This is a genomic window from Halobacillus yeomjeoni, from assembly GCF_020171525.1.
GTDB classification, from domain to species: domain Bacteria; phylum Bacillota; class Bacilli; order Bacillales; family Halobacillaceae; genus Halobacillus; species Halobacillus yeomjeoni.
The window spans coordinates 1-20,006 of the sequence record NZ_JAIVAI010000005.1 but is presented as its reverse complement, the minus strand read 5'-3'; the positions used below and the strand labels follow the sequence as shown (position 1 = coordinate 20,006).

General features: G+C 41.7%; 19 protein-coding genes, 10 tRNA genes and 1 rRNA gene. 4 read left to right on the top strand and 26 right to left on the bottom strand.

Annotated features, from left to right (window positions below; all coding sequences use genetic code 11):
* Positions 1-13 precede the first annotated feature (13 nt).
* Positions 14-1,309 carry an arsenic transporter gene (locus tag LCL89_RS13015; protein WP_224810441.1) on the bottom strand — a complete coding sequence of 432 codons (1,296 nt, stop codon included), beginning with the start codon at positions 1,307-1,309 and terminating at the stop codon, positions 14-16.
* Positions 1,310-1,322: 13 nt separating this feature from the next.
* Positions 1,323-1,667, bottom strand: coding sequence for an ArsR/SmtB family transcription factor (locus tag LCL89_RS13010; protein WP_197318352.1), 345 nt, complete (start codon positions 1,665-1,667; stop codon positions 1,323-1,325).
* 283 nt (positions 1,668-1,950) lie between these two features.
* Here LCL89_RS13010 and LCL89_RS13005 point away from each other — a divergent pair, with 283 nt between their 5' ends.
* A complete protein-coding gene (locus LCL89_RS13005; RefSeq protein ID WP_224810440.1) occupies positions 1,951-2,235 on the top strand; it encodes a phospholipase in 285 nt (94 codons plus the stop codon).
* An 87-nt stretch (positions 2,236-2,322) separates the two neighbouring features.
* Here the strand turns inward: LCL89_RS13005 and LCL89_RS13000 are convergent, their stop codons facing one another.
* A complete protein-coding gene (locus LCL89_RS13000; protein WP_197318354.1) occupies positions 2,323-2,799 on the bottom strand; it encodes an SRPBCC family protein in 477 nt (158 codons plus the stop codon).
* A gap of 108 nt (positions 2,800-2,907) precedes the next feature.
* On the opposite strand from LCL89_RS13000, the gene LCL89_RS12995 reads away from it, so the two are divergent.
* On the top strand, positions 2,908-3,198 hold the full coding sequence (locus tag LCL89_RS12995) for a DUF6958 family protein (protein WP_224810439.1): 291 nt from the start codon (positions 2,908-2,910) through the stop codon (positions 3,196-3,198).
* Positions 3,199-3,342: 144 nt separating this feature from the next.
* Complete coding sequence (locus LCL89_RS12990) at positions 3,343-3,645, top strand: hypothetical protein (protein ID WP_197318356.1); 303 nt, start codon at positions 3,343-3,345, stop codon at positions 3,643-3,645.
* A gap of 45 nt (positions 3,646-3,690) precedes the next feature.
* Here the strand turns inward: LCL89_RS12990 and LCL89_RS12985 are convergent, their stop codons facing one another.
* From LCL89_RS12985 to sigW, 8 genes are all read right to left on the bottom strand, one after another.
* A complete protein-coding gene (locus tag LCL89_RS12985; protein ID WP_224810438.1) occupies positions 3,691-5,343 on the bottom strand; it encodes an endonuclease/exonuclease/phosphatase family protein in 1,653 nt (550 codons plus the stop codon).
* Between the two features lie 223 nt (positions 5,344-5,566).
* Entirely contained in the window at positions 5,567-6,493 is a 927-nt protein-coding gene (locus LCL89_RS12980; protein ID WP_224810437.1) for a DUF6454 family protein, read from the bottom strand.
* A gap of 203 nt (positions 6,494-6,696) precedes the next feature.
* Positions 6,697-8,499 (bottom strand): glutamine--fructose-6-phosphate transaminase (isomerizing), encoded by a 1,803-nt coding sequence (glmS, locus tag LCL89_RS12975; protein WP_224810573.1) that lies wholly within the window; start codon positions 8,497-8,499, stop codon positions 6,697-6,699.
* Positions 8,500-8,994: 495 nt separating this feature from the next.
* Positions 8,995-10,347, bottom strand: a complete 1,353-nt coding sequence (glmM, locus tag LCL89_RS12970) for a phosphoglucosamine mutase (protein WP_224810436.1) — start codon at positions 10,345-10,347, stop codon at positions 8,995-8,997.
* A gap of 75 nt (positions 10,348-10,422) precedes the next feature.
* Entirely contained in the window at positions 10,423-11,412 is a 990-nt protein-coding gene (locus tag LCL89_RS12965; RefSeq protein ID WP_224810435.1) for a CdaR family protein, read from the bottom strand.
* Positions 11,405-12,217, bottom strand: a complete 813-nt coding sequence (cdaA, locus tag LCL89_RS12960; protein WP_197318362.1) for a diadenylate cyclase CdaA — start codon at positions 12,215-12,217, stop codon at positions 11,405-11,407. Before cdaA ends, LCL89_RS12965 begins: the two co-directional genes overlap by 8 nt.
* Before the next feature lie 157 nt (positions 12,218-12,374).
* Positions 12,375-13,028 (bottom strand): zf-HC2 domain-containing protein, encoded by a 654-nt coding sequence (locus tag LCL89_RS12955; protein ID WP_197318363.1) that lies wholly within the window; start codon positions 13,026-13,028, stop codon positions 12,375-12,377.
* Positions 13,029-13,044: 16 nt separating this feature from the next.
* Positions 13,045-13,608, bottom strand: coding sequence for an RNA polymerase sigma factor SigW (gene sigW / locus LCL89_RS12950; protein WP_197318364.1), 564 nt, complete (start codon positions 13,606-13,608; stop codon positions 13,045-13,047).
* Positions 13,609-13,772: 164 nt separating this feature from the next.
* Between sigW and LCL89_RS12945 the strand changes: the two genes are divergently transcribed.
* Positions 13,773-13,964, top strand: a complete 192-nt coding sequence (locus LCL89_RS12945) for an aspartyl-phosphate phosphatase Spo0E family protein (RefSeq protein ID WP_197318365.1) — start codon at positions 13,773-13,775, stop codon at positions 13,962-13,964.
* An 11-nt stretch (positions 13,965-13,975) separates the two neighbouring features.
* Here the strand turns inward: LCL89_RS12945 and rocF are convergent, their stop codons facing one another.
* From rocF to rrf, 15 genes are all read right to left on the bottom strand, one after another.
* A complete protein-coding gene (rocF, locus tag LCL89_RS12940; protein ID WP_224810434.1) occupies positions 13,976-14,878 on the bottom strand; it encodes an arginase in 903 nt (300 codons plus the stop codon).
* A gap of 214 nt (positions 14,879-15,092) precedes the next feature.
* Positions 15,093-15,168, bottom strand: a tRNA-Ala gene (locus LCL89_RS12935).
* A 3-nt stretch (positions 15,169-15,171) separates the two neighbouring features.
* A tRNA-Gly gene (locus LCL89_RS12930) sits at positions 15,172-15,246 on the bottom strand.
* A 38-nt stretch (positions 15,247-15,284) separates the two neighbouring features.
* Positions 15,285-15,357 (bottom strand) — tRNA-Lys (locus LCL89_RS12925).
* Between the two features lie 113 nt (positions 15,358-15,470).
* Positions 15,471-15,545 (bottom strand) — tRNA-Gln (locus LCL89_RS12920).
* A gap of 110 nt (positions 15,546-15,655) precedes the next feature.
* Positions 15,656-15,741 (bottom strand) — tRNA-Tyr (locus LCL89_RS12915).
* A 13-nt stretch (positions 15,742-15,754) separates the two neighbouring features.
* A tRNA-Thr gene (locus tag LCL89_RS12910) sits at positions 15,755-15,830 on the bottom strand.
* 16 nt (positions 15,831-15,846) lie between these two features.
* A tRNA-Val gene (locus LCL89_RS12905) sits at positions 15,847-15,922 on the bottom strand.
* Positions 15,923-15,928: 6 nt separating this feature from the next.
* Positions 15,929-16,003, bottom strand: a tRNA-Glu gene (locus LCL89_RS12900).
* A 16-nt stretch (positions 16,004-16,019) separates the two neighbouring features.
* Positions 16,020-16,091: transfer RNA gene (locus LCL89_RS12895), tRNA-Thr, on the bottom strand.
* A 283-nt stretch (positions 16,092-16,374) separates the two neighbouring features.
* On the bottom strand, positions 16,375-17,337 hold the full coding sequence (locus LCL89_RS12890; RefSeq protein ID WP_224810433.1) for a glycosyltransferase family protein: 963 nt from the start codon (positions 17,335-17,337) through the stop codon (positions 16,375-16,377).
* Positions 17,338-17,395: 58 nt separating this feature from the next.
* Complete coding sequence (locus LCL89_RS12885; protein WP_224810432.1) at positions 17,396-18,088, bottom strand: GT-D fold domain-containing glycosyltransferase; 693 nt, start codon at positions 18,086-18,088, stop codon at positions 17,396-17,398.
* A 15-nt stretch (positions 18,089-18,103) separates the two neighbouring features.
* Positions 18,104-19,408 carry a nucleotide sugar dehydrogenase gene (locus tag LCL89_RS12880; RefSeq protein WP_224810431.1) on the bottom strand — a complete coding sequence of 435 codons (1,305 nt, stop codon included), beginning with the start codon at positions 19,406-19,408 and terminating at the stop codon, positions 18,104-18,106.
* Between the two features lie 372 nt (positions 19,409-19,780).
* A tRNA-Asn gene (locus tag LCL89_RS12875) sits at positions 19,781-19,855 on the bottom strand.
* A gap of 32 nt (positions 19,856-19,887) precedes the next feature.
* Positions 19,888-20,001 (bottom strand): 5S ribosomal RNA (gene rrf / locus LCL89_RS12870).
* Positions 20,002-20,006: the final 5 nt, after the last annotated feature.

The window sequence follows — 20,006 nt, the reverse complement described above, 5'->3', positions numbered from 1 at the left end:
CATTTCCCCTTTTTTAAATAATTAATAACCAAAGATATAGACCAACCAATGTGATGAACAAGGTCGGGACCGTCAAAATGATACCTACTTTGAAATAATATCCCCAGGAAATACGGAACCCTTTCATGGAAAGCACATGAAGCCACAATAATGTAGCCAGGGATCCGATCGGAGTAATTTTCGGTCCTAAATCAGAACCGATGACATTGGCATAAATGAGCGCTTCTTTCATTTTCCCTGCTGCCATCGTTCCTTCAATTGCGAGAGCATCAATCATGACCGTAGGCATGTTGTTCATGATGGACGATAATATGGCTGCGATGAATCCCATGGAAATCGTTCCTACAAACATACCTTGATCAGCTGCTGCTTGAATGACATTTGCTAACACGTCAGTTAAGCCGACATTCCTCAAACCATAAACAACGACATACATACCCAGGGAGAAAAATACGATTGCCCAAGGAGCACCTTTGACTACAGTCGCTGTGTTGACCGCCGCGCTATTTCTCGCCATAAGAAGGAAGAAGACAGCGACGATGCCGGCTATAATGGATACCGGTACACCAAGAGGTTCACTGGCAAAATATCCGATCAGAAGGACAGCAAGCACGCCCCAGGACATCCGGAACATACGGTCGTCCTGAATCGCCTCTTTCGGGTTTTTCAACTGGGATAAATCATAATCTTCTGGAATGCTTTTACGGAAGAATATATAAAGCACAAGAATACTAGCTCCTAATGAGAATAAGTTCGGAACAATCATTCTTGATGCATATTCAATGAATCCGATATTAAAGAAATCAGCAGAAACGATGTTGACCAAGTTACTGACAACCAGAGGCAGGGAAGTCGTATCGGCAATGAAACCACTTGCCATGATGAAGGGCAAAATCATCGCTTGCTTGAAATTCAAGTTTCTGACCATGGCTAAGACAATCGGTGTCAAAATTAAGGCGGCGCCATCATTGGCGAATAATGCGGCTACAATCGCCCCAAGTAAAGTGACATAGATGAACATCCGCTTTCCGTCACCTTTAGCGGCACGAGCCATGTGGAGTGCTGCCCATTCAAAGAACCCGATTTCATCTAAAATCAATGAGATAAGTATGATAGCAACAAACGCTAACGTGGCGTTCCAAACGATCCCTGTCACAGCCCAAACGTCTTGAAAATCTACAACTCCAAATATCAAGGCAAGACCCGCACCAGCACAAGCTGTCCATCCAATGCCTAAGTTTTTTGGCTGCCATATGACAAAAACTAAAGTCAATAAAAAAATAAGTGTTGCGACAAGAGCTAAATTCAAAACAATCCTCCTACTAATCGCACTGTATACGTAAACCTTTATCTTCTAGTGCGCGTAATTTCTCTTTTTGATCTGGTATTTGTTTCAATACCTGATGTACGATGGGATAGGTTTCATGACTTGTGTTCAAAGAGTAGAAAACCCACTGTCCTTTTTTCTTTTCCTTGACCAGTCTAGCATCCCTCAATTTTTTCAGGTGTTGACTGATAGAGGGCTGGCTCATCTGTAATACTTCGACAAGTTCACAAACACAGCACTCGCCGGAATAAAGCAAGCCAAGAAGCGTCAGCCGCGTCCGGTCCCCTAAAAGCTTCATCGTGTGAGCTGCCTCTTCTACTTCAATATACGTTTTATCCATATCTTCACCTCACCCTGACATTATATAAGCAAACACTTATATAAACAACGATAAATTGATCATTTCTTTCAAATCAAAAAAACTGACCTTCTAATTCAGGTCAGTTCATTGATCCTGTTCATTCAGCTGAGTAATCATAACAACTCGGTCATCTCCCATATTCACCTGCTTGATTCCCTGTCTGAATACAGCTTCATGATTTCAGGACATTTGTCTAAGCACTTGTATTTTACACACATACATTAATCATATGGATTGATTTTATGTGAGGAAGGATGAGGTAATGGACAGACATAGCCCTTACAGAAAACCAGGATTGTGTTTGTTTCCCGGCTATAATTACTGCGGACCTGGATGCAGTGGACCAGGAGCACCTTTAAATGCAGTAGATGCCGCTTGTAAACAGCATGATGAATGTTATCGCTATTATGGAAACTACTGCGAGTGTGATTTGGCTTTCATCCGGCAGCTGAAAAGACTTCAAAACCCCTATACTGAAGAAGGACGTCACGCCCGGATGATGTACAAATACATGAAGCTCCAACAATTGTTCACTTGCTCTTTTTAATGAACGTCAGAGGAGAACCGGAGTCTCCTCCGTCTTCATTGTACGTTTGGAAGTTTAAATTCACTAGAGTACATGCTGGTATTTAACCTAATGACCTGAGTTACTGGTTTCTTTACTTTGGACCGCTTCTTTTTCAACCCTCTGCATGAATTCTTTGACGACTTTTTCCTTCGCCTTTTTACTTCCGAGCTTCGTCATCATACGGCCGATGAAGCCCACACCTTCATTGCGCCCTTCATAAATAAAAAGGGTTTCTTCTGCACTTTGTTTCAGCAGCGTAAATGAAAGATCGATCTTGAACAATTTTGCCAGTGTAAAAGCAATTCTTTTGAATTTCTTATCCTCACCATCTTCATATCCTATAATTTCAACGATATAAGTCTCTGTCCTCTTTCCCTCTTTGTAAGATTGGCGAAAAGTCGATCCGATCACTTCATCTTTAACTTCTAGAGGTGTATTTTCTACGACTTTAGGCATTATTTTATACATATTTTCTTCTGCGAAGAGCCTCCATACCGTTTCAATATCCGCTTCAATGAGCTTTTTTTCTTTCCATTGAATCATTCCATCTTCCTCCTTACCGAACGCTTCTTGTTAATATTATGGGAATCCACCTTCCAATCCTGCAAAGTGGTAAAATAAATTTCAAAGAAAAGGAAGGAATTGATTAAAATGAGCGAGCGTATTGAAATTCTGCATCCAGATCCGACGAAGCAGACAACCACCATCGATAAGAAAAAATATGAGGTTGTAAAAGATTCGATCATCAGTACGTTAGAAGAAAGGGAAAGCATTACGTTCAAAGAACTGACCGACGAATTATCCTGCAGATTAAAACCTGACTTTGAAGGTTCGATCGCCTGGTACTGCACCTCCGTTAAATTAGATTTAGAAGCCCGTGGAATCGTTGAGCGAATCCCTCGCTCACGACCGCAACGTTTGGTTTTGAACCAACATCAATAACCCCTTCACCTAAAACCTCTGCATATGTGCAGGGGCTCTTTTTTTCTTAATTCATACCAAAGTAAATTCAGAATCCAAGAGTATAAATCATGAAAATGTACATATTAAAAATGTTTAAAATTATTTCGATGGGAGGTTAAAGCAATGAAGAAGAAGTTGATCATTTTGTCTCTTTCCCTCATTCTTTCCACAAGCGCATTGACTGCTTGCGGAGTTGATAACAATGAATTGAATGACAGACCTGAAGACGTCAACTATCAACCAACTCGGTATGACCAAGGTGATATGAATTACGACAACAGAGATCGTGATATGGATCGCGAACGTCGTGTACGTCAACCAGGTGAACGTGACACGCCTTACAACATGGATGAAGAAGAGCCGGATTTGGATGAAGAACCATCTGAACAGCGCAGAGAGCGTGACCGTGAAAACGGCAATTATTAAACATGAAAAAAGAGTAGATGAAATTTCATCTACTCTTTCTTTTTATTAATAAGACGTACCATAATTGAATACGGCATGCAGAGGATCATGATCAGATACACTCAAAGCATTCGTCGCATCAGATTCATTGGAATAGGCAAAGTCAGGATTGATTTTTGCAGAATCCGTATCTATCATTTGATTGTATAAATTACCGCTCACAAGAATATGGTCGAGGAATTGTGCTTTTCCTGTGTAAATATAGCTGAACCGATTCTCAGCTGGGATATCATAGATGACATTCGACAAGTTTGCATTCGTTTCAATCGTATTGACTGACTGTTCATCTTCGTAGGAGTTTAAGTCTCCCGTAACAATAATCTCATGGCCGTTTGCCGCTTCGTCATTGGCTGTATCTGCAACAAAATCCGCCTGAGCATTTCGACAAGCATCAGAGCCGGATTTGGATTTAAAGTGATTATTGATGATGGATATGGTCGTCCCATCATCCGTTTGAATATTCAACACCAAAGGCGGACGGCTGAATAATAAATTCGTCCCTGAAGGTCCACATCCACTTTCATTTGTTGTTGCGTTCTTTCCTACTTGAGTGACACTCTGAACGTTCACTCCATCTTTTACTAAGTAAGCTACGTCTATGCCTCGTCCATCGTTTCCTTCGACTAGATAAGGCGTATAAAGAGGACCGCCGTCCGCTGACACTTTAGAAACCAGCTCATCAAGTACTTGATTGTTTTCTACTTCCTGTAAGGCAAGTATATCCGGCGATCCCAAGTTCGAGCGGATAGCGTGAGATAGTTTAGCTGTTTTCGTATCAAATTCTTCTTGTGTGACCTTTGTACCCGGGTCTCCTGGAGATACTTCTGAACCTACCTCAAAATAATTCTCTACGTTGAAGGTGTCGACACTCAATTCATTGGAAGTATCTTGAGCCATTGCATTTTCAGTGTGACCTGAATCCGTCACGTCAGCTGTTCCTGCGTTCCACTGCAGAGTGTAAGCATCGTAACTATAATCAAATGGACCTGTCAGGTCACCCTGTACAGTATCGAAAGTAGATGCTCCACTGATATAGTTCCCCAGTTTGTCACTAACCTTGAAGTAAGGAGTGGTCGTATCTTGACGATTCACTCGTGAAGACACATTCCCTGGAACGAGATACGTATCCTTATACTTATTACTCCCCGCTACAACCGTTGCATCCTTTACAGTCACTCGCATACCTTCCAACGACTCCAAGTCACCATAAGACATGGAAGGTGTAATTTCTGTTGCTGCCGGGACTTGGGAAGTGCCGATAACATTCCCGCTCTTATATGTAGATAACTCCGTCAAACCATAGTATTCCTTTACCGTTGCCGTTTGTTTGATCACATCCCCTACTTGAATAGACCCTGATCCGCTGGAACGATACACATAAATACCTTCTGAGGTGGATGGATCTCCATCACCAGTCGTATCCTGAATCCAGTAACCGTTGCTATGTACAGCATATACTGTCCCACATGTCGTCACTTCTTGTCCTTCCAATGTGGATGTATCGCCATTCCCCTGAATATCATGGATTTCATAATCCACCTGACTCGTGACACCAGAACAGTCATTGCTGCCGGCTGCTAATGTTTCGTTTGCACCAAGAATCGAAGAGAAACCTAGAAAGCCCAGAAGAGCGCCGGTTTTCATCCATTTTTTCATCATAATTTTTATCCTCCTCTATTTTTTACTACATTTCCAGGTAATCAAATGAATATTAACTCAACATTAATTCAATGTTTTTTTCAAAAATAAGTATATATTTCCTAAAAAAAGAAAAGTTTTCTCTGTTTATCAATAATTAAGAATACAATGCCATGAAATATATTTTCACTTGAATAAAAAAACTGCTTCACTAAAGTGTGAAACAGCTCCATCATACATACTATTAGCGGGTTTTCGCTTCATAAATCAGCAGAGACGCTTCTTTATCATCATCGGGTACAGCAAAAAGTCGGATTTCTTTATTTCTCATATTCAAAAAGACCGGATTACGTGTAATGACGTGTTGTTGCGAAGAAAATTCCGCCACTGGAACTTCATGTTCGATAGCCAAAGTTTTCGTATCTACCAAAGCTAAACCGCCTAACTCATAAGATTCTTCGGTACCTGGACGATTCAACCCCGCAATTCCGCTGCATATCATTTTTGATTGTTCAAGGTACTCACAATCCTGATAGTCTATAAAATGGCTGGAATTCATTAAGGCCTTCAATTCCTTCCCCTTAACATTCCATTCATAGTATTGTCTCGATCCCCAGCTTACTCCAAGCAGCTTGCCCGTTTGATCATTATGTACAATTCCCCCTATATGATCATCGACACGGAATTCTTTAGACACATTAAATGTTTCTGCATCAATTTTATATACGATCGATTTACTATCCGGACGATATTCAGCTACCGGGACCCATATATTCTCTCCGTCAAAATCAATTCCCCCCGGATGATAGATATCTCCTTCACCCAGCTCTATGTCCTTTAACAATTCACCTTTACCATTAAACACGAAAAGATGACCGGTCCCTTTCCCCGCTGAGCGATCGTAACCGTTTTTCTTTTGAGCATATTTTTTAGGTCTTTCTTCAATTTCAACCGAAGACATGAAATACTTGTCCCCTATCTTTGTCATGCCTTGGGGATGAAAAGCATCAAAATTTAAATCCACTTCACTTTCCTTTTTCCATTCTGTACTGCGAGTCAACTCTTTAAAGGAATGACTTAAACTTTGTTCTTTAATCAGATCTTCTGCAAAAACAGTGGACACCATAATAAGCGCGAATACAAAAGTCCAAAATGAAACAAATTTCTTCATGCTGGTCCTCCTTCAATTTATACTCCATTCTTTTGACATCTCCATTTTAAAAAGGATGTACAATTATGAGAACCTATATTTCCAAAACTTAACAAACCTTACACTCTGTTAAATATCCTTACATTTTAACCACTAATCTTTTATGAAAACCATACACAACAAAAAAAGCTTGAACCCATTGGGTTCAAGCTTTCTAATACTTATTATTCAACCGTAACACTCTTAGCAAGGTTACGAGGCTTATCGACATCACAATCACGATGCAGTGCAGCATAGTAAGAAATCAACTGCAATGGCACAACGGATGCTAGTGGTGTCAACAGGTGGTGGACTTGTGGGATGACGAAGGCATCTCCATCTTTGTCCAGACCTTTCATACTGATGATCATACTATTTGCTCCACGCGCTTCAACCTCTTGAACGTTTCCACGGATGGAATAGTTGACGTTCTCTTGAGTCGCAAGTGCGATAACAGGAGTACCATCTTCAATCAGGGCGATTGTTCCGTGCTTAAGCTCTCCTCCAGCAAATCCTTCTGCTTGGATATAAGAGATTTCCTTAAGCTTCAGAGACCCTTCAAGGCCGACATAATAATCAATGCCACGACCGATAAAGAAGCAGTTGCGAGTCGTCGGCAGATACTCACGTGTCAATTCTTCCAATTGCTCTTTCTGATCTGTCAGAGCTTCCATAGCGTTCGCTACAATACCAAGCTCCTGCATTGGATCGAAATCAAGTTCAAGACCTTTTGCACGAGCTGTATCTACGGCTAAAATTGCCAAAACAGCCATTTGTGCTGTGTAAGCTTTTGTAGAAGCTACAGCAATTTCAGGTCCGGCATGCAAGTGCATAGTGTAATCTGCTTCACGGGAAAGGGTGGATCCAGGAACGTTCGTGATCGTCAACGCTGGATGACCAAGTTCTTTCGTTTGAACAAGTACAGAGCGGCTGTCCGCAGTTTCGCCACTTTGTGAAATATAAACGAATAATGGCTTTTCAGAAAGTAAAGGCATGTTATAAGAAAATTCACTTGCAACATGGACTTCCACTGGGATTTCAGCCAGGTTCTCGATGAATTGTTTTCCTAAAAGACCTGCGTGGTAACTTGTTCCCGCTGCAATGATATAAATGCGGTCACAGTCTTTCATCGCCTGACGGATTTCAGGATCCAGTTTGATTTCATCGTTTTCATTTTGATACTCTTGAATGATTCTGCGAATGACAAATGGCTGCTCATCGATTTCTTTCAGCATGAAGTGAGGGTATGTGCCCTTTTCAATATCTGAAGAATCAAGTTCAGCTGTAAATGGTTCACGGGTAACCTCAGTACCGTCGACATCCTGGATTTCTACACCGTCGCGACGTACGATGACCGTTTCTTTATCCATAAGTTCCAGGAATTGATCCGTTACGTGAAGAGCCGCCATAGAGTCACTGGCTACGACATTGAAGTCATCTCCAAGTCCTACAAGCAATGGACTCTTGTTTTTAGCAACAAAGATCGTGTCTTCGTCTTCCCGGTCGATCAAAGCGATGGCATAAGAGCCTTTCAACAGTTGGACTGCTTTACGGAAAGCAGCTGCTACATCATTCATATCATTGTTCAACACTTCGATTAATTGGACAATGATTTCTGTATCTGTTTCACTCTTGAATTCCACATCACTTAAATATTCATCTCGTACATCTACGTAGTTTTCGATTACGCCATTGTGTACAAGCGTGAAACGACCTGAAGCACTTTGGTGAGGGTGAGCATTCTCTTTACTAGGAACTCCGTGTGTCGCCCAACGTGTATGACCGATTCCAAGGGTCGCTTTCACATTCTCATCAACAGCGTCTCTCAATGCGGCAATTCGGCCTTTAACCTTGGTCACATTGACGCCATCCTGATTCAACGTAGCGATACCAGCAGAATCATACCCACGGTATTCTAGTTTTTCCAGTCCATCCAATAAAATATCTTTCGTATCTTCTTGTCCGATATATCCTACAATTCCACACATAATTGTTGTCCTCCTCATAGTAGAGAGTAAGGGCAACGAATCTTCATTTTTAAAGTCAGGGGCGATTCGCTGCCCCTCTCCCGTTAACTGTTTATCGTTTTCACTTGATTCAAACGTTTTGGTCAAAGAGTCGCCTCTTTGGTTTAGCGTTTGAACATGCGGTTGAAGTGAAGCAACCGGGAGGCATCCGCCGAACACTCGATAAACCTCCTCCTCGTCAACTATATCTTGTTAACCGTAAGATATAGCCCTGGCGCTATAAATGTTGCTATTGTCCCTGACCTGCCTTTCCATAATAAAATAAGTTCACTTGTTTTATTTTTCCGAAATACTGAAATACTAAACATTTCGGGTCAATCTTTTTAACAAGCACAACTCTCATTCTACTGAATTGGAAACCATTGGTCAATTAAAACATTGGTTCGTTAATAAAATGAAAAAACCGTGTAATATAATATGCGCAGGCGGCACTGATGTGCTACCTGCGCATGAGCTTTATTCGTTTTCCATACCTAATTCTTCTTCGACTACGGCCACTACTTTATTGACATAGGTTTCGCATTGTTCTTCTGTTGGTGCTTCCACCATAATCCTAACCAGTGGTTCTGTTCCTGATGGGCGGACAAGCACACGCCCGCTGTCTCCCATCTCCTCTTCAACCGCTTGAATCGCCTCTTGAATTCGAGGGTGAGTTTGTACACGATTCTTATCGATGACTCGGACATTTTTTAGCACCTGTGGAAACTTCTCCATTTCTCCAGCCAACTCAGAAAGTTTTTTCCCAGTTTCTTTCATGACATTCACTAGTTGAAGTGCAGAAAGCAATCCATCTCCCGTCGTATTATGATCAAGGAAGATGATATGACCGGACTGTTCTCCACCCAGGTTGTAACCGCCGCGCCGCATTTCTTCCATCACATAGCGGTCACCTACTGCAGTTTTATCACTCTTCATTCCACCGGACTCTACAGCTTTATAAAATCCAAGATTACTCATCACTGTAGATACGACTGTAGAATGGTTCAACGTGCCTTGTTCATTCATATGCTTCGCACATATGTACATGATATAATCTCCATCTACAATGTTCCCTTTTTCATCTACGGCGATCAATCGATCACCATCTCCATCAAAAGCCAATCCTATATCGGCACCCTTTTCTTTCACGAGTTTCTGTAAAGCCTCAGGGTGGGTAGAACCGACTCCCTCATTGATATTCAAACCATCTGGAGATGCTCCCATAGACGTGATATCCGCTTCTAAGTCCGCGAATAGATGGGAAGCAAGGGAAGATGTCGCTCCATGAGCACAATCCAACGCAATGTGGAGACCTTCAAAGTCGTAATCAACCGTTTGTTTAAGGTGCTGCAAGTATTTCTGTCCACCTTCGAAGTAATCATTGATCTGCCCTAAATCCTCTCCTGAAGGACGCGGCAATGTATCTTGTTCAGCATCGATCAACGCTTCGATTTCCTGCTCTTGAGCATCGGTCAACTTGAAACCATCTGGTCCGAAGAATTTAATTCCGTTATCTTCTACAGGGTTATGCGATGCGGAAATCATGATTCCAGCCTCTGCTTCCAGAGCTTTCGTCAAATAGGCAACGCCCGGGGTGGAAATGACGCCTAAACGCATCACTTCAGCACCAATGGATAGAAGGCCGGCGGCTAGTGCCCCCTCCAGCATTTCTCCTGAAATTCTAGTATCACGCCCGATCAAAACTTTAGGCCGTTTCACTTCCTTCGTCAGAACGTAACCACCATAACGCCCTAATTTGAATGCCAATTCCGGTGTCAATTCTTTGTTAGCGACGCCTCTGACGCCGTCTGTTCCGAAGTATTTACCCATGATTGTTCAACCTCTCTTTCATAACTTTCCCATATTCCATGTCTATTTTTTTACAACCTATCACAAACGGGATTCCTAAGTCGTCCCATTTTCATCTTCTTGTTCTTCAGACTCCTGTACATCAATGAAGACTTCTATCTTTTCTGGACTGACCGCCCTTACTCCGTCTGGCACAGGAACGTCCACTTCTACCGTGGTATCTTCAGTCACTTCTGTAATATCAACTGGTATTTCAGGAAGCTCTTCCAAATTCTCAAGCACGTCTTCAGGACCATACACAGTAATTTCTTTTGTACTGGATGAAACGGAAGAAACGATTACTCCCTCAGGCGCTCCCCCTCGGGCTGTAACATTAATCTGTAATTGTTTTTTTCTTTTAGTGATAGGGACCGAAACTTGAACCGTGGTCGGATCCACGAGAACATTAAGCTCATTCCCCTGATTGTCATAAACTTTCACGGGTGCCTCACGATCTTCAATCGAATCTTCTACGTCCTCAATGTCAATAATCGCTTTGACAGATGCTACTCGTTCAACGACTGAGGAGGACCCTGTAATGGCGACTCTGGCCGGCGCTACTTTCGCCTTACCCAGAACAAGCTCGCCGTTCAACTTGCTTTCATTAATGTAGTCTACATTAACTTCAAAATTTTTACTAACCTTTTCTTCAATGGTGACTTCAATCGTTTTAGGATCTAACGTGACAGCCAGCTGATTAGAAATGCCGGTATGCTGCAGTGAAACTTCATGAGTTCCCGGCCCTAAGCCATTCAAGTCCACAAAAACGGTGAAGTTCTGTTGTCTGACGACCGGTGTCAATGTACTGGCCGGCCCTTCTACTGTTACCGATACTTCTTGAGGCAGCCCGCTGACTACGTACTCTTCACTGTTGAAACGAATTTCTAATGGGATGTTTTCCATCACCTCAAGTTCTGATGGCGTATCATTAAAGAACAGTGAATCTGACTCCGTATTATTGTCCACATTCACTGTTACCCATAACAATCCTGCCAGCAGCAAAGAAAGAATACGTATGAACCATACACTTCTGAACCAACTATCCATTCTTTCTCCCCCTCCAGTTCCAGGATTTTACCGCAGGGGCCGAGTAAACTAATTCGTTGCGTAATATTTCTTCAAGTTTTTCTTGATCGATATCCCGATGCAGCTCGCCATTTTTTGTACAGGAAATAGCACCTGTTTCTTCGGACACGACGATGGTCAAAGCATCTGTTACTTCGCTTATGCCCATAGCTGCCCTGTGCCTTGTGCCTAACTCCTTTGAAATGAACGGGCTTTCTGATAAAGGCAGGTAGCACGCTGCAGCTAAAATTTCATCGTTTTTAAGTATGACCGCTCCGTCATGCAGCGGTGTATTTGGAATAAATATGTTCGTCAAAAGCTCACTGGATAGATGACCTCCGACACGGATACCGGTTTCAACATAGTCGCCCATCCCTGTGTCACGCTCAATCGTTATCAAAGCACCAATTCTGCGCTTTGCCATGTAATGACAAGATTTAATAATCGCTTGAATTGATTTCTCCGTATCTTCTTCCTCAACTGAATTACGACTGAAGAAGCTTCCGCGTCCAAGCTGTTCCAGAGCCCTTCTCAACTCAGGCTGGAACAAAATGATAATCGCTAGAAATCCCCAGGTAATCGCTTGAGACATCAGCCACCTGAGCGTGGTAAGTCCAAATAAATTACTCAACAGCCAGATACCCAGGATGACAAAAATTCCTTTTAATAGTTGGACAGCTTTCGTCCCTTGTATCAGCATGATTAATTTATAAACAACAAACCAGACAAGGGCAATATCAACGGTTATTAAAAAGTATTCCAGTACACCCAATCCCCCATCAAGCATGCCTACACTTCCTTCTATTAAGAAATAAAGCTATAATTCAAATAATTTCGCCTGTACCATTATATCACACATCACCCTGCACGAATAACCTTACGTCATAGAATGAGAATTCAAAAAAACCAGGATGAGACTACCTTCATCCTGGTTTCCATATTCCTTATTCATCTGAGCCAAATGAAAATATGCTGGTGATTGCATTTTTCGTCTGATACCAGACCCATTCGTGGATCTTATTCACTTCAGTCAGTTCTCCTGAATAGGCTTGAAGAGTAGAAGAATCAATTCCTTCAAGTTGATGGTCCGCCTGACCCTCAATAATATCGCCATTGATTATAGTCACGTCTCCATTTATTTGACCTTCAATCCTCAGATCGCCATTTCGCACAACTAGATCCCCGTTGACCGTAACACCTTCAGGAACAATAACAGTGTTATCACGAATTTCCAGATTTTCCTGTTTAGATACGGTCACTTGCTGATCTTGGTTCCAAGTGGTGAAAACACTGCTGAACATTAAAATGAAAAACACGGCTGCCGCCGTCAAGATCGGGTGCTTCTGCAAGAAACGCGTATAACGTTTTTTCTTTTTCTCTTTAGGTAAATTCGCCATCACATTTGATGTGAAATTTTTCGGCGCAGACACAGGGCCTGTATTTTTAATTAGTGTCGTCGTCTTTTTTAATTCATGAAAATGATTTTGACAAGTTGAACATGCTTGTAGATGGTGGCGAAGTCGTCTCTCTTCTTCCTGGGTCAGGTCTCCATCCATATATTTATGCATGAGTGCAACAGCTTGTTTATTACAATCCATTCCCTCTCTCACTCCTTTACACGTGCCGAAGCTTTTTACGTAAAGCTTCCCTGCCACGATGGACCCGGGTTTTGACGGTTCCCACCGGAATATCCAATATCTCAGCTATATCCTGTAATGGCAGTTCATCCAAATATCTCAATACGATTACGCTGCGATACTTGGGAGGTAAAGCCAATATTTCTTTGTGGATATACGTTTGCAGCTCAAGGCTTTCTACTTCTTCCTCAGGTAGCGCCTGATCAGCTGCTAGTTGAGAATACATATCTAGTCCTTCAGTCCCTCTCACCTGGGCATCCAAATGATAATCAGGTTTTTTCTTTCGTATTCTATCAATGGTCAGGTTGGTGGCAATTCTGTATAACCAAGTAGAAAACTTTCTCCGATTATCAAAGGTGTGGATGTTTGTATAAGCTCTAATAAAAGCTTCTTGAGCCAAATCCTCTGCTTCATAGGCGTTCCCTATCATACGGAAGCAGATATGGTAGACTTTGTTCTGATAAAAGGACACAATGTCTTCAAAGGCGGATTGGTCGCCTTTTTTCACCTCTTTAATTTTTTGTTTGATCATGGTTTCCATCTGCTATACCTCCGCTTTACTTGCGGTCGATACCCTATACGGATGAGATCGCCCTTAGGTTTCATAAAAATAAAAATTTCTTTTATCCTTTATTAAGTTTAACGTATTTCATATTCGGTTATAAGAGAATAACTGTAAAAAATATGAATTAAAGGGTGATACCGATGAGGCAGATAAGTTTCCTAGTCAAAGAAATCGAGGATTGCCGAAGGAAGATGGGGGTCCTGGCCCGCACCCATCCGCTAACTTCCAGTGAAGTGTTGTGTATGAGCATCCGTCTGGATCACCTGATGAATGAATATGAAGAAATAAAAGAAAAACAGCAACCTGCCGTCAACAAGACAAGTTACTGTTAATCGTCAAACCTTTATTTTAAACTTTCTCCGAATAATGAACCCATCAATCCGACTGCTAAACTAGCGGTCTTATTTTTTTCATCCAAAATCGGGTTTACTTCAACAAACTCAGCCGATGTAATCATCCCGGACTGGTGAAGCATTTCCATAGCCAAGTGGCTCTCACGATAGCTCAAACCACCAAGGACCGGAGTACCGACTCCAGGAGCTTCATTCGGATCTAAACCGTCAAGATCCAGGCTCAGGTGAACCCCATCAGTACGGTCTTTCAAATAATCGACGGATTCCTCAATGACTTGAGTCATGCCCATACGATCCACTTCGTGCATTGTGTAAACTTTAATTCCTTTTTCTTTGATTAATATGCGTTCACCTTCATCAAGGGAGCGTGCGCCAATGATTACAATATTTTCAGGTTTGATCTTCGGCTCTTCGCCATGGATGCTGGTAAGCTTCTCATGACCGATTCCTAAACTTACTGCAAGAGGCATTCCATGAATATTTCCTGATGGAGAACTGTCTGCCGTGTTTAAATCCCCGTGGGCATCATACCAAATGACGCCGAGGTTTTCATAATGCTTCGACAATCCAGCAAGAGTACCCATTGCGATACTATGATCCCCACCCAATACCAGTGGGAAACTGCCTTTTCCAACGATTTGGTCGACTTCATTGGCTAAACGTTGTGTACCTTCTGCTATTTCATTCAGATTCCTTAAATTATCATGTTTCACACCAGCTGGTTGTGCTGGTCGAGGAATTTCAATATCCCCAAGATCCTCAATGTCATACTTCAGCTGTGTAAGGCGTTCTACCATACCGGCGTAGCGGATGGCACTTGGTCCCATATCTACCCCTCGGCGCATCTGGCCTAAGTCCATTGGTACCCCAATGACGGATATTTTATTATTCATATTTGTTCCTCCTTTTGTCCACTACAATTATTGTAACCGTTTTATCAAGAGTGACTCAACCGGACATGATTCTGCATATATATACGGATTCTTCCAGGTTATCTACTCAGTTTCTGTATGATTACTTATTTTCGACCATTTTATCTAAAACAAAAAACTGACACCTTGAAGGATGTCAGTTGTATTATGATCAATCGTTTGTATGTATAGTATATGGTGGAGCCTAGCGGGATCGAACCGCTGACCTCCTGCGTGCAAAGCAGGCGCTCTCCCAGCTGAGCTAAGGCCCCATATGGAGCGGGAGACGGGATTCGAACCCGCGACCCCCACCTTGGCAAGGTGGTGTTCTACCACTGAACTACTCCCGCTTAGATTGATAGATTCAATCGTTTGTTAAAGATAAAAGTGAGCCATGAAGGATTCGAACCTTCGACCCTCTGATTAAAAGTCAGATGCTCTGCCAGCTGAGCTAATGGCTCGTAATAAATATTACGTACCCATTAAGCAGTCAGATCAAACCATGCCTAGCATGTCTACATCCTAAGAATCAACATTGTACTGATAACTGTATTGATGAATGACTAACTGAAAATGGCTGGGCCAGCTGGATTCGAACCAGCGCATGACGGTACCAAAAACCGTTGCCTTACCGCTTGGCTATGGCCCAACAGTTATAATAGTATTATGGGCTTTCTTTCAAAAAGTATACCCGTAAATGTTCATTTATTTTCATAAAAATAAGCTGATCTAAGTGCTACCAGCGTAAAAATAAAAAAATGGTGGAGGGAGTAGGACTCGAACCTACGAACCCGATGGGAGCGGATTTACAGTCCGCCGCGTTTGGCCAACTTCGCTATCCCTCCACGCTTTGTAAAGTGGTGCCGGCCAGAGGACTTGAACCCCCAACCTACTGATTACAAATCAGTTGCTCTGCCAGTTGAGCTAGGCCGGCTTATTATGGAATTGAATGGTGGAGGATGCAGGGTTCGAACCTGCGACCCCTTGCTTGTAAGGCAAGTGCTCTCCCAGCTGAGCTAATCCTCCATAAAGTGGTGACCCGTACGGGATTCGAACCCGTGTTACCGCCGTGAAAGGGCGGTGTCTTAACCACTTGACCAACGGGCCAAATTGTTTCTTTCAGAGCTTCCAGCCGGATTTGAACCGGCGACCCCTTCCTTACCATGGAAGTGCTCTACCACTGAGCTATGGAAGCAAGCATTTAAAGGTCAGAAGCTTTTTTTTGACCGCTCTGTCTCAAGCGGACAAGAATTATTATATAAGGGTATCAAGAAAAATGCAAGGGGTTTTGAGGAATTTTTTATATTTTTTTATAAACCATCTTTTTTTCCCGTTATTCCCCTTCTTGAGCATGCCCCTCACTCATTTATGCCTGTGTTCATGCGTTTATACATAACCTTATCATAAAAAGCATGTGAACACTTTTCCCCAAAAAAAATCTGATGACATTTATCATCAGATTTAAGAAGCTAGATGATTTATTTAGTGTGAAGGATTTCCTCGATGAAGCCCAAAAGCTCTTTAGCTCTCACATCATTGGTATGGTGGCTTTGGACGAATTTATATCCTTCATCCGTAATTCGTTTCCTCTCCTGTTCATTTTTTAAATAATACATAGCCTTTTCATAAAAGTTTCCGCGATTGCATGATACATAGTGAACACGATCTTTAAAACCCAGTTCTTCAATTTCTTTATTCGATTCAGCTAAAAGAAGAGTCCGACAAGCCGGAGCTTCATAAAACTTTAATACTGGGTATTGCAAAACAGATCCACATGTGAAAAACATTTTTGCACGATTGAGCTCCTGTGCGTATTTTTTGTCCACCAGCAAGTCGTTGGAAGGTGCAACTCGATGACCAGGATGCGGGTGAAAGACAAACCCTTTTACCCTGTACATTTTAGAAAGAACGGCCTCTCTGAATGGATATCTCCCTTTTTGTGTATTTGACTTATTCATACTCTTCCTAGGGTGATACACTTGACCCATCAACAAAAAATTGATGTCTTTTCCCATCCCCCAGTCCTTAAAAACATCGGGGTTAATTGACCAAGGTAAACAACGAAATTTATCCTCATATTCCGGATATTCACGTAAAAATGGATACTTAGGTCCTGATAATATAAGGTCGATCTTACTTGAATCAATATATTGCTTTCTGATGTTTTTATTGTAATGGACATCAGAAATAAAACAGCCCTTTGGAATATCCACTGTTTGCAGCCCTTCTATTTTAGGCGCAAAAGCGTATCCCCATGCAATATCGTAATGAAGGATGAAATCCGGTTCAAAGTTGAGTTGCTTTAATATATATTGAATGTGTCCATCTTCCCCCCAGTATTGTACTTCTGCAATTTTTTCTAATGCCTTGAAAAAGTCAAATTTCCCTTTATGTTTAGCTAGTTTTTCACCGAACGGCTTTACTAACAATAGTATTTTCATCTCATCACCTCAATGGCTCAGGGTGGAAACGATAAAATCGCTCACACCACTGAGAGCGTTAATAGGGTTTCCCAGTCATAAACTGGGCTGGTTTACCAAAGTCAATAGCGACTTTCCCTGTTTTTTTAGCAATTTCACTTGCCAGAATAACTGAATTTACACCACATGAAATTAATGCCACATCAAAATCATTTTTTTTCTGTTCCATAAGTGCAAGGGTTTCCGTTAGCTGGTTATAATGAGTAAATGTAACCTTTTCTACGACTGAGATGGAATAATCCTTTTGCAGCTTATAACTGAAATCTTGTGCATATTTGTAAATCACTACGACCCGTTTACCTTTAAACAAGTTCCAAAACTTCGAATTGGAGGCACAATCTCTCATTACTGTTGCATCACACATAAGTTGCGGGGTTATTTGATAATGTTTGAGGATTTGATCTGTCAAAGGACGTTTGAGATAGGAGGGAGCAAAGATTTTTTTATCATCTATAGGTAAAACCCCTACAATATCCGCCTCTCTAATAGCCTTTACCAAGTGATCTCGGAGGGTTAAGTCCAGCATAGGTATTCCCTTCTTCCCCCTCATTGCAAGCTGCGCCCAAGGCTCTTTTAAAACCTTCCTCATTGGCCATACTGAGTCTTGAGCCAGGACGATATTTTCACCATCCCCTATCCTCACGATTGATAGCGGTTGATTCTTTTTCAGGGCTATTTCTATACGCTGGATCAGCTGACTTTCATTTAGCATTTGAATCGTAACTCCTCAAACAACATCAAAGCCACCTCCTAAACGATACACTTCAGCTTTTCCATTTAGACCTCTTGTGACATTCCTAGTATCATATACATTTTTCGAGTGTTTTATGATTTTATCTACCGGAATGACTGTATGATCAGTCAAGATAAGGACACAATCCACACTTCCCAGTAATTCATCAGTTATCTTTACACCCTTCATTGAAACATTGGATTCTAAAACAATCTCATCTACAAAAGGATCATGAAACTTTACATCTACTCCCTTTTTCACCAATTGCTCAATCACTTGAATTGCAGACGATCCACGAATGTCCTTAACATCAGGTTTATAAGTAACTCCGTAAATCAAGACTGACAATTGTTGAAAAGGTTTAGAGAAAATTTTTTCAAGTTGGCCTGCAATATAAACTGGTATCGAATCGTTGATGGATTGAGATAAGTCTATGAATTGATGAGGTGCCCCTGCTTGGAGAGCTTTGTACTTCAAATATAGTGGATCTACAGGTATACAATGTCCTCCGATCCCAGGGCCAGGGAAGAATGGTTGGAAACCATAAGGCTTGGTACTTGCTGCTTTAATTACTTCCCATATATCAATATTCAACTTGTCACATAACATTGCAAATTCGTTAATGAAAGATATATTGATGTATCGATAACAATTTTCCAGCAGTTTAGTTATTTCAGCCACTTCAGGCGAATTCACTTTAACCACTGAATCATAGACATTGTTATAGACCTCAAAGACGAGAGTCAAACAAGACGGTGTCACCCCGCTGACTATTTTAGGAATTTCTTCGACTTTAAACTTTTCATTCCCTGGATCTATACGTTCCGGAGAATACGCCAAATGAAAGTCACGCCCTACTTTTTTTCCACTTTGCTCAAGGATACGTAAAAAAATGTCTCGCGTGGTTCCTGGGAATGTCGAGCTTTCCAATATGATCAGATGACCTGACTTCAGCTGTTGACTAATTGCTTCCCCCGCACTTTTTAAATAACTTAAATCAGGTAAGTTGTTTTCATTTAGAGGTGTCGGGACGCAAACGATGATGATGTCCTGTCTTTTTAACACATCCATACTGTCGGATACTTCATATTTGCCTGATAAAAAAGCCTCTTTCAATTGAATTGGACATACTTCAGATATATAGCTGTCCCCGGCCCTCAAAGCTTTGAGCTTGTTCTCATCAATATCTATACCTGTAACTTGAAAACCTTTTTTATATAATAATAAGGACAAAGGTAAGCCTACGAACCCTAATCCTAAAACCCCAACTCTTTTATAAGAATGCTTTCGGGCAGTCACACGATCCCACCTTCTTTCATTAAAATCATTACAGGGAAAATAGACCTGACAATAATGTATTCTTTATTTCCTACAGTGACCGTGTGTTTTCCCTACTTTGGCTTGCCTTTCGATATACATGTTCAATTATATGATCTTTTCCGGCTCTGGTAATGCAGGGACATGGAGCTGGCGGAGCCTGGACGCGGACCCTAAATCAAGAATATAACTGGATGAGATTATAGAGGACGTTAAAACTTTTATGAATACCTTCATTGGAGGTGAAGAAAGCAATCAAAAAAAGCCGCTTTCTGTAGAAAGCGGCTTCCGGTCATTTAACTTTTTGTTTAATACTTTTGATCTCCTGCCATTTTTCTTTTGAAAACATAAAAATGGCTCCAACGGTAGGATTCGAACCTACGACCGATCGGTTAACAGCCGATTGCTCTACCACTGAGCTACGTTGGAACAATATACTAAGTATTAAAAATTAACAATCGATGTGGCAGCGTCCTACTCTCACGGGGATCGACCCGACTACCATCGGCGCTGAAGAGCTTAACTGCTGTGTTCGGCATGGGAACAGGTGTGACCTCTTCGCCTTCACCACCACATCGTA

Coding starts and splice junctions, on each gene's coding strand:
- LCL89_RS12945 (WP_197318365.1), top strand. CDS start 13,773: ATGAGGCAGATAAGTTTCCTAGTCAAAGAAATCGAGGATTGCCGAAGG.
- glmM (WP_224810436.1), bottom strand. CDS start 10,347: ATGGGTAAATACTTCGGAACAGACGGCGTCAGAGGCGTCGCTAACAAA.
- LCL89_RS12985 (WP_224810438.1), bottom strand. CDS start 5,343: ATGATGAAAAAATGGATGAAAACCGGCGCTCTTCTGGGCTTTCTAGGT.
- LCL89_RS12955 (WP_197318363.1), bottom strand. CDS start 13,028: ATGGATTGTAATAAACAAGCTGTTGCACTCATGCATAAATATATGGAT.
- LCL89_RS12990 (WP_197318356.1), top strand. CDS start 3,343: ATGAAGAAGAAGTTGATCATTTTGTCTCTTTCCCTCATTCTTTCCACA.
- sigW (WP_197318364.1), bottom strand. CDS start 13,608: ATGGAAACCATGATCAAACAAAAAATTAAAGAGGTGAAAAAAGGCGAC.
- LCL89_RS13005 (WP_224810440.1), top strand. CDS start 1,951: ATGGACAGACATAGCCCTTACAGAAAACCAGGATTGTGTTTGTTTCCC.
- LCL89_RS12995 (WP_224810439.1), top strand. CDS start 2,908: ATGAGCGAGCGTATTGAAATTCTGCATCCAGATCCGACGAAGCAGACA.
- LCL89_RS12890 (WP_224810433.1), bottom strand. CDS start 17,337: ATGAAAATACTATTGTTAGTAAAGCCGTTCGGTGAAAAACTAGCTAAA.
- LCL89_RS12965 (WP_224810435.1), bottom strand. CDS start 11,412: ATGGATAGTTGGTTCAGAAGTGTATGGTTCATACGTATTCTTTCTTTG.
- rocF (WP_224810434.1), bottom strand. CDS start 14,878: ATGAATAATAAAATATCCGTCATTGGGGTACCAATGGACTTAGGCCAG.
- cdaA (WP_197318362.1), bottom strand. CDS start 12,217: ATGCTTGATGGGGGATTGGGTGTACTGGAATACTTTTTAATAACCGTT.
- glmS (WP_224810573.1), bottom strand. CDS start 8,499: ATGTGTGGAATTGTAGGATATATCGGACAAGAAGATACGAAAGATATT.
- LCL89_RS13000 (WP_197318354.1), bottom strand. CDS start 2,799: ATGATTCAATGGAAAGAAAAAAAGCTCATTGAAGCGGATATTGAAACG.
- LCL89_RS13010 (WP_197318352.1), bottom strand. CDS start 1,667: ATGGATAAAACGTATATTGAAGTAGAAGAGGCAGCTCACACGATGAAG.
- LCL89_RS12980 (WP_224810437.1), bottom strand. CDS start 6,493: ATGAAGAAATTTGTTTCATTTTGGACTTTTGTATTCGCGCTTATTATG.
- LCL89_RS12885 (WP_224810432.1), bottom strand. CDS start 18,088: ATGCTAAATGAAAGTCAGCTGATCCAGCGTATAGAAATAGCCCTGAAA.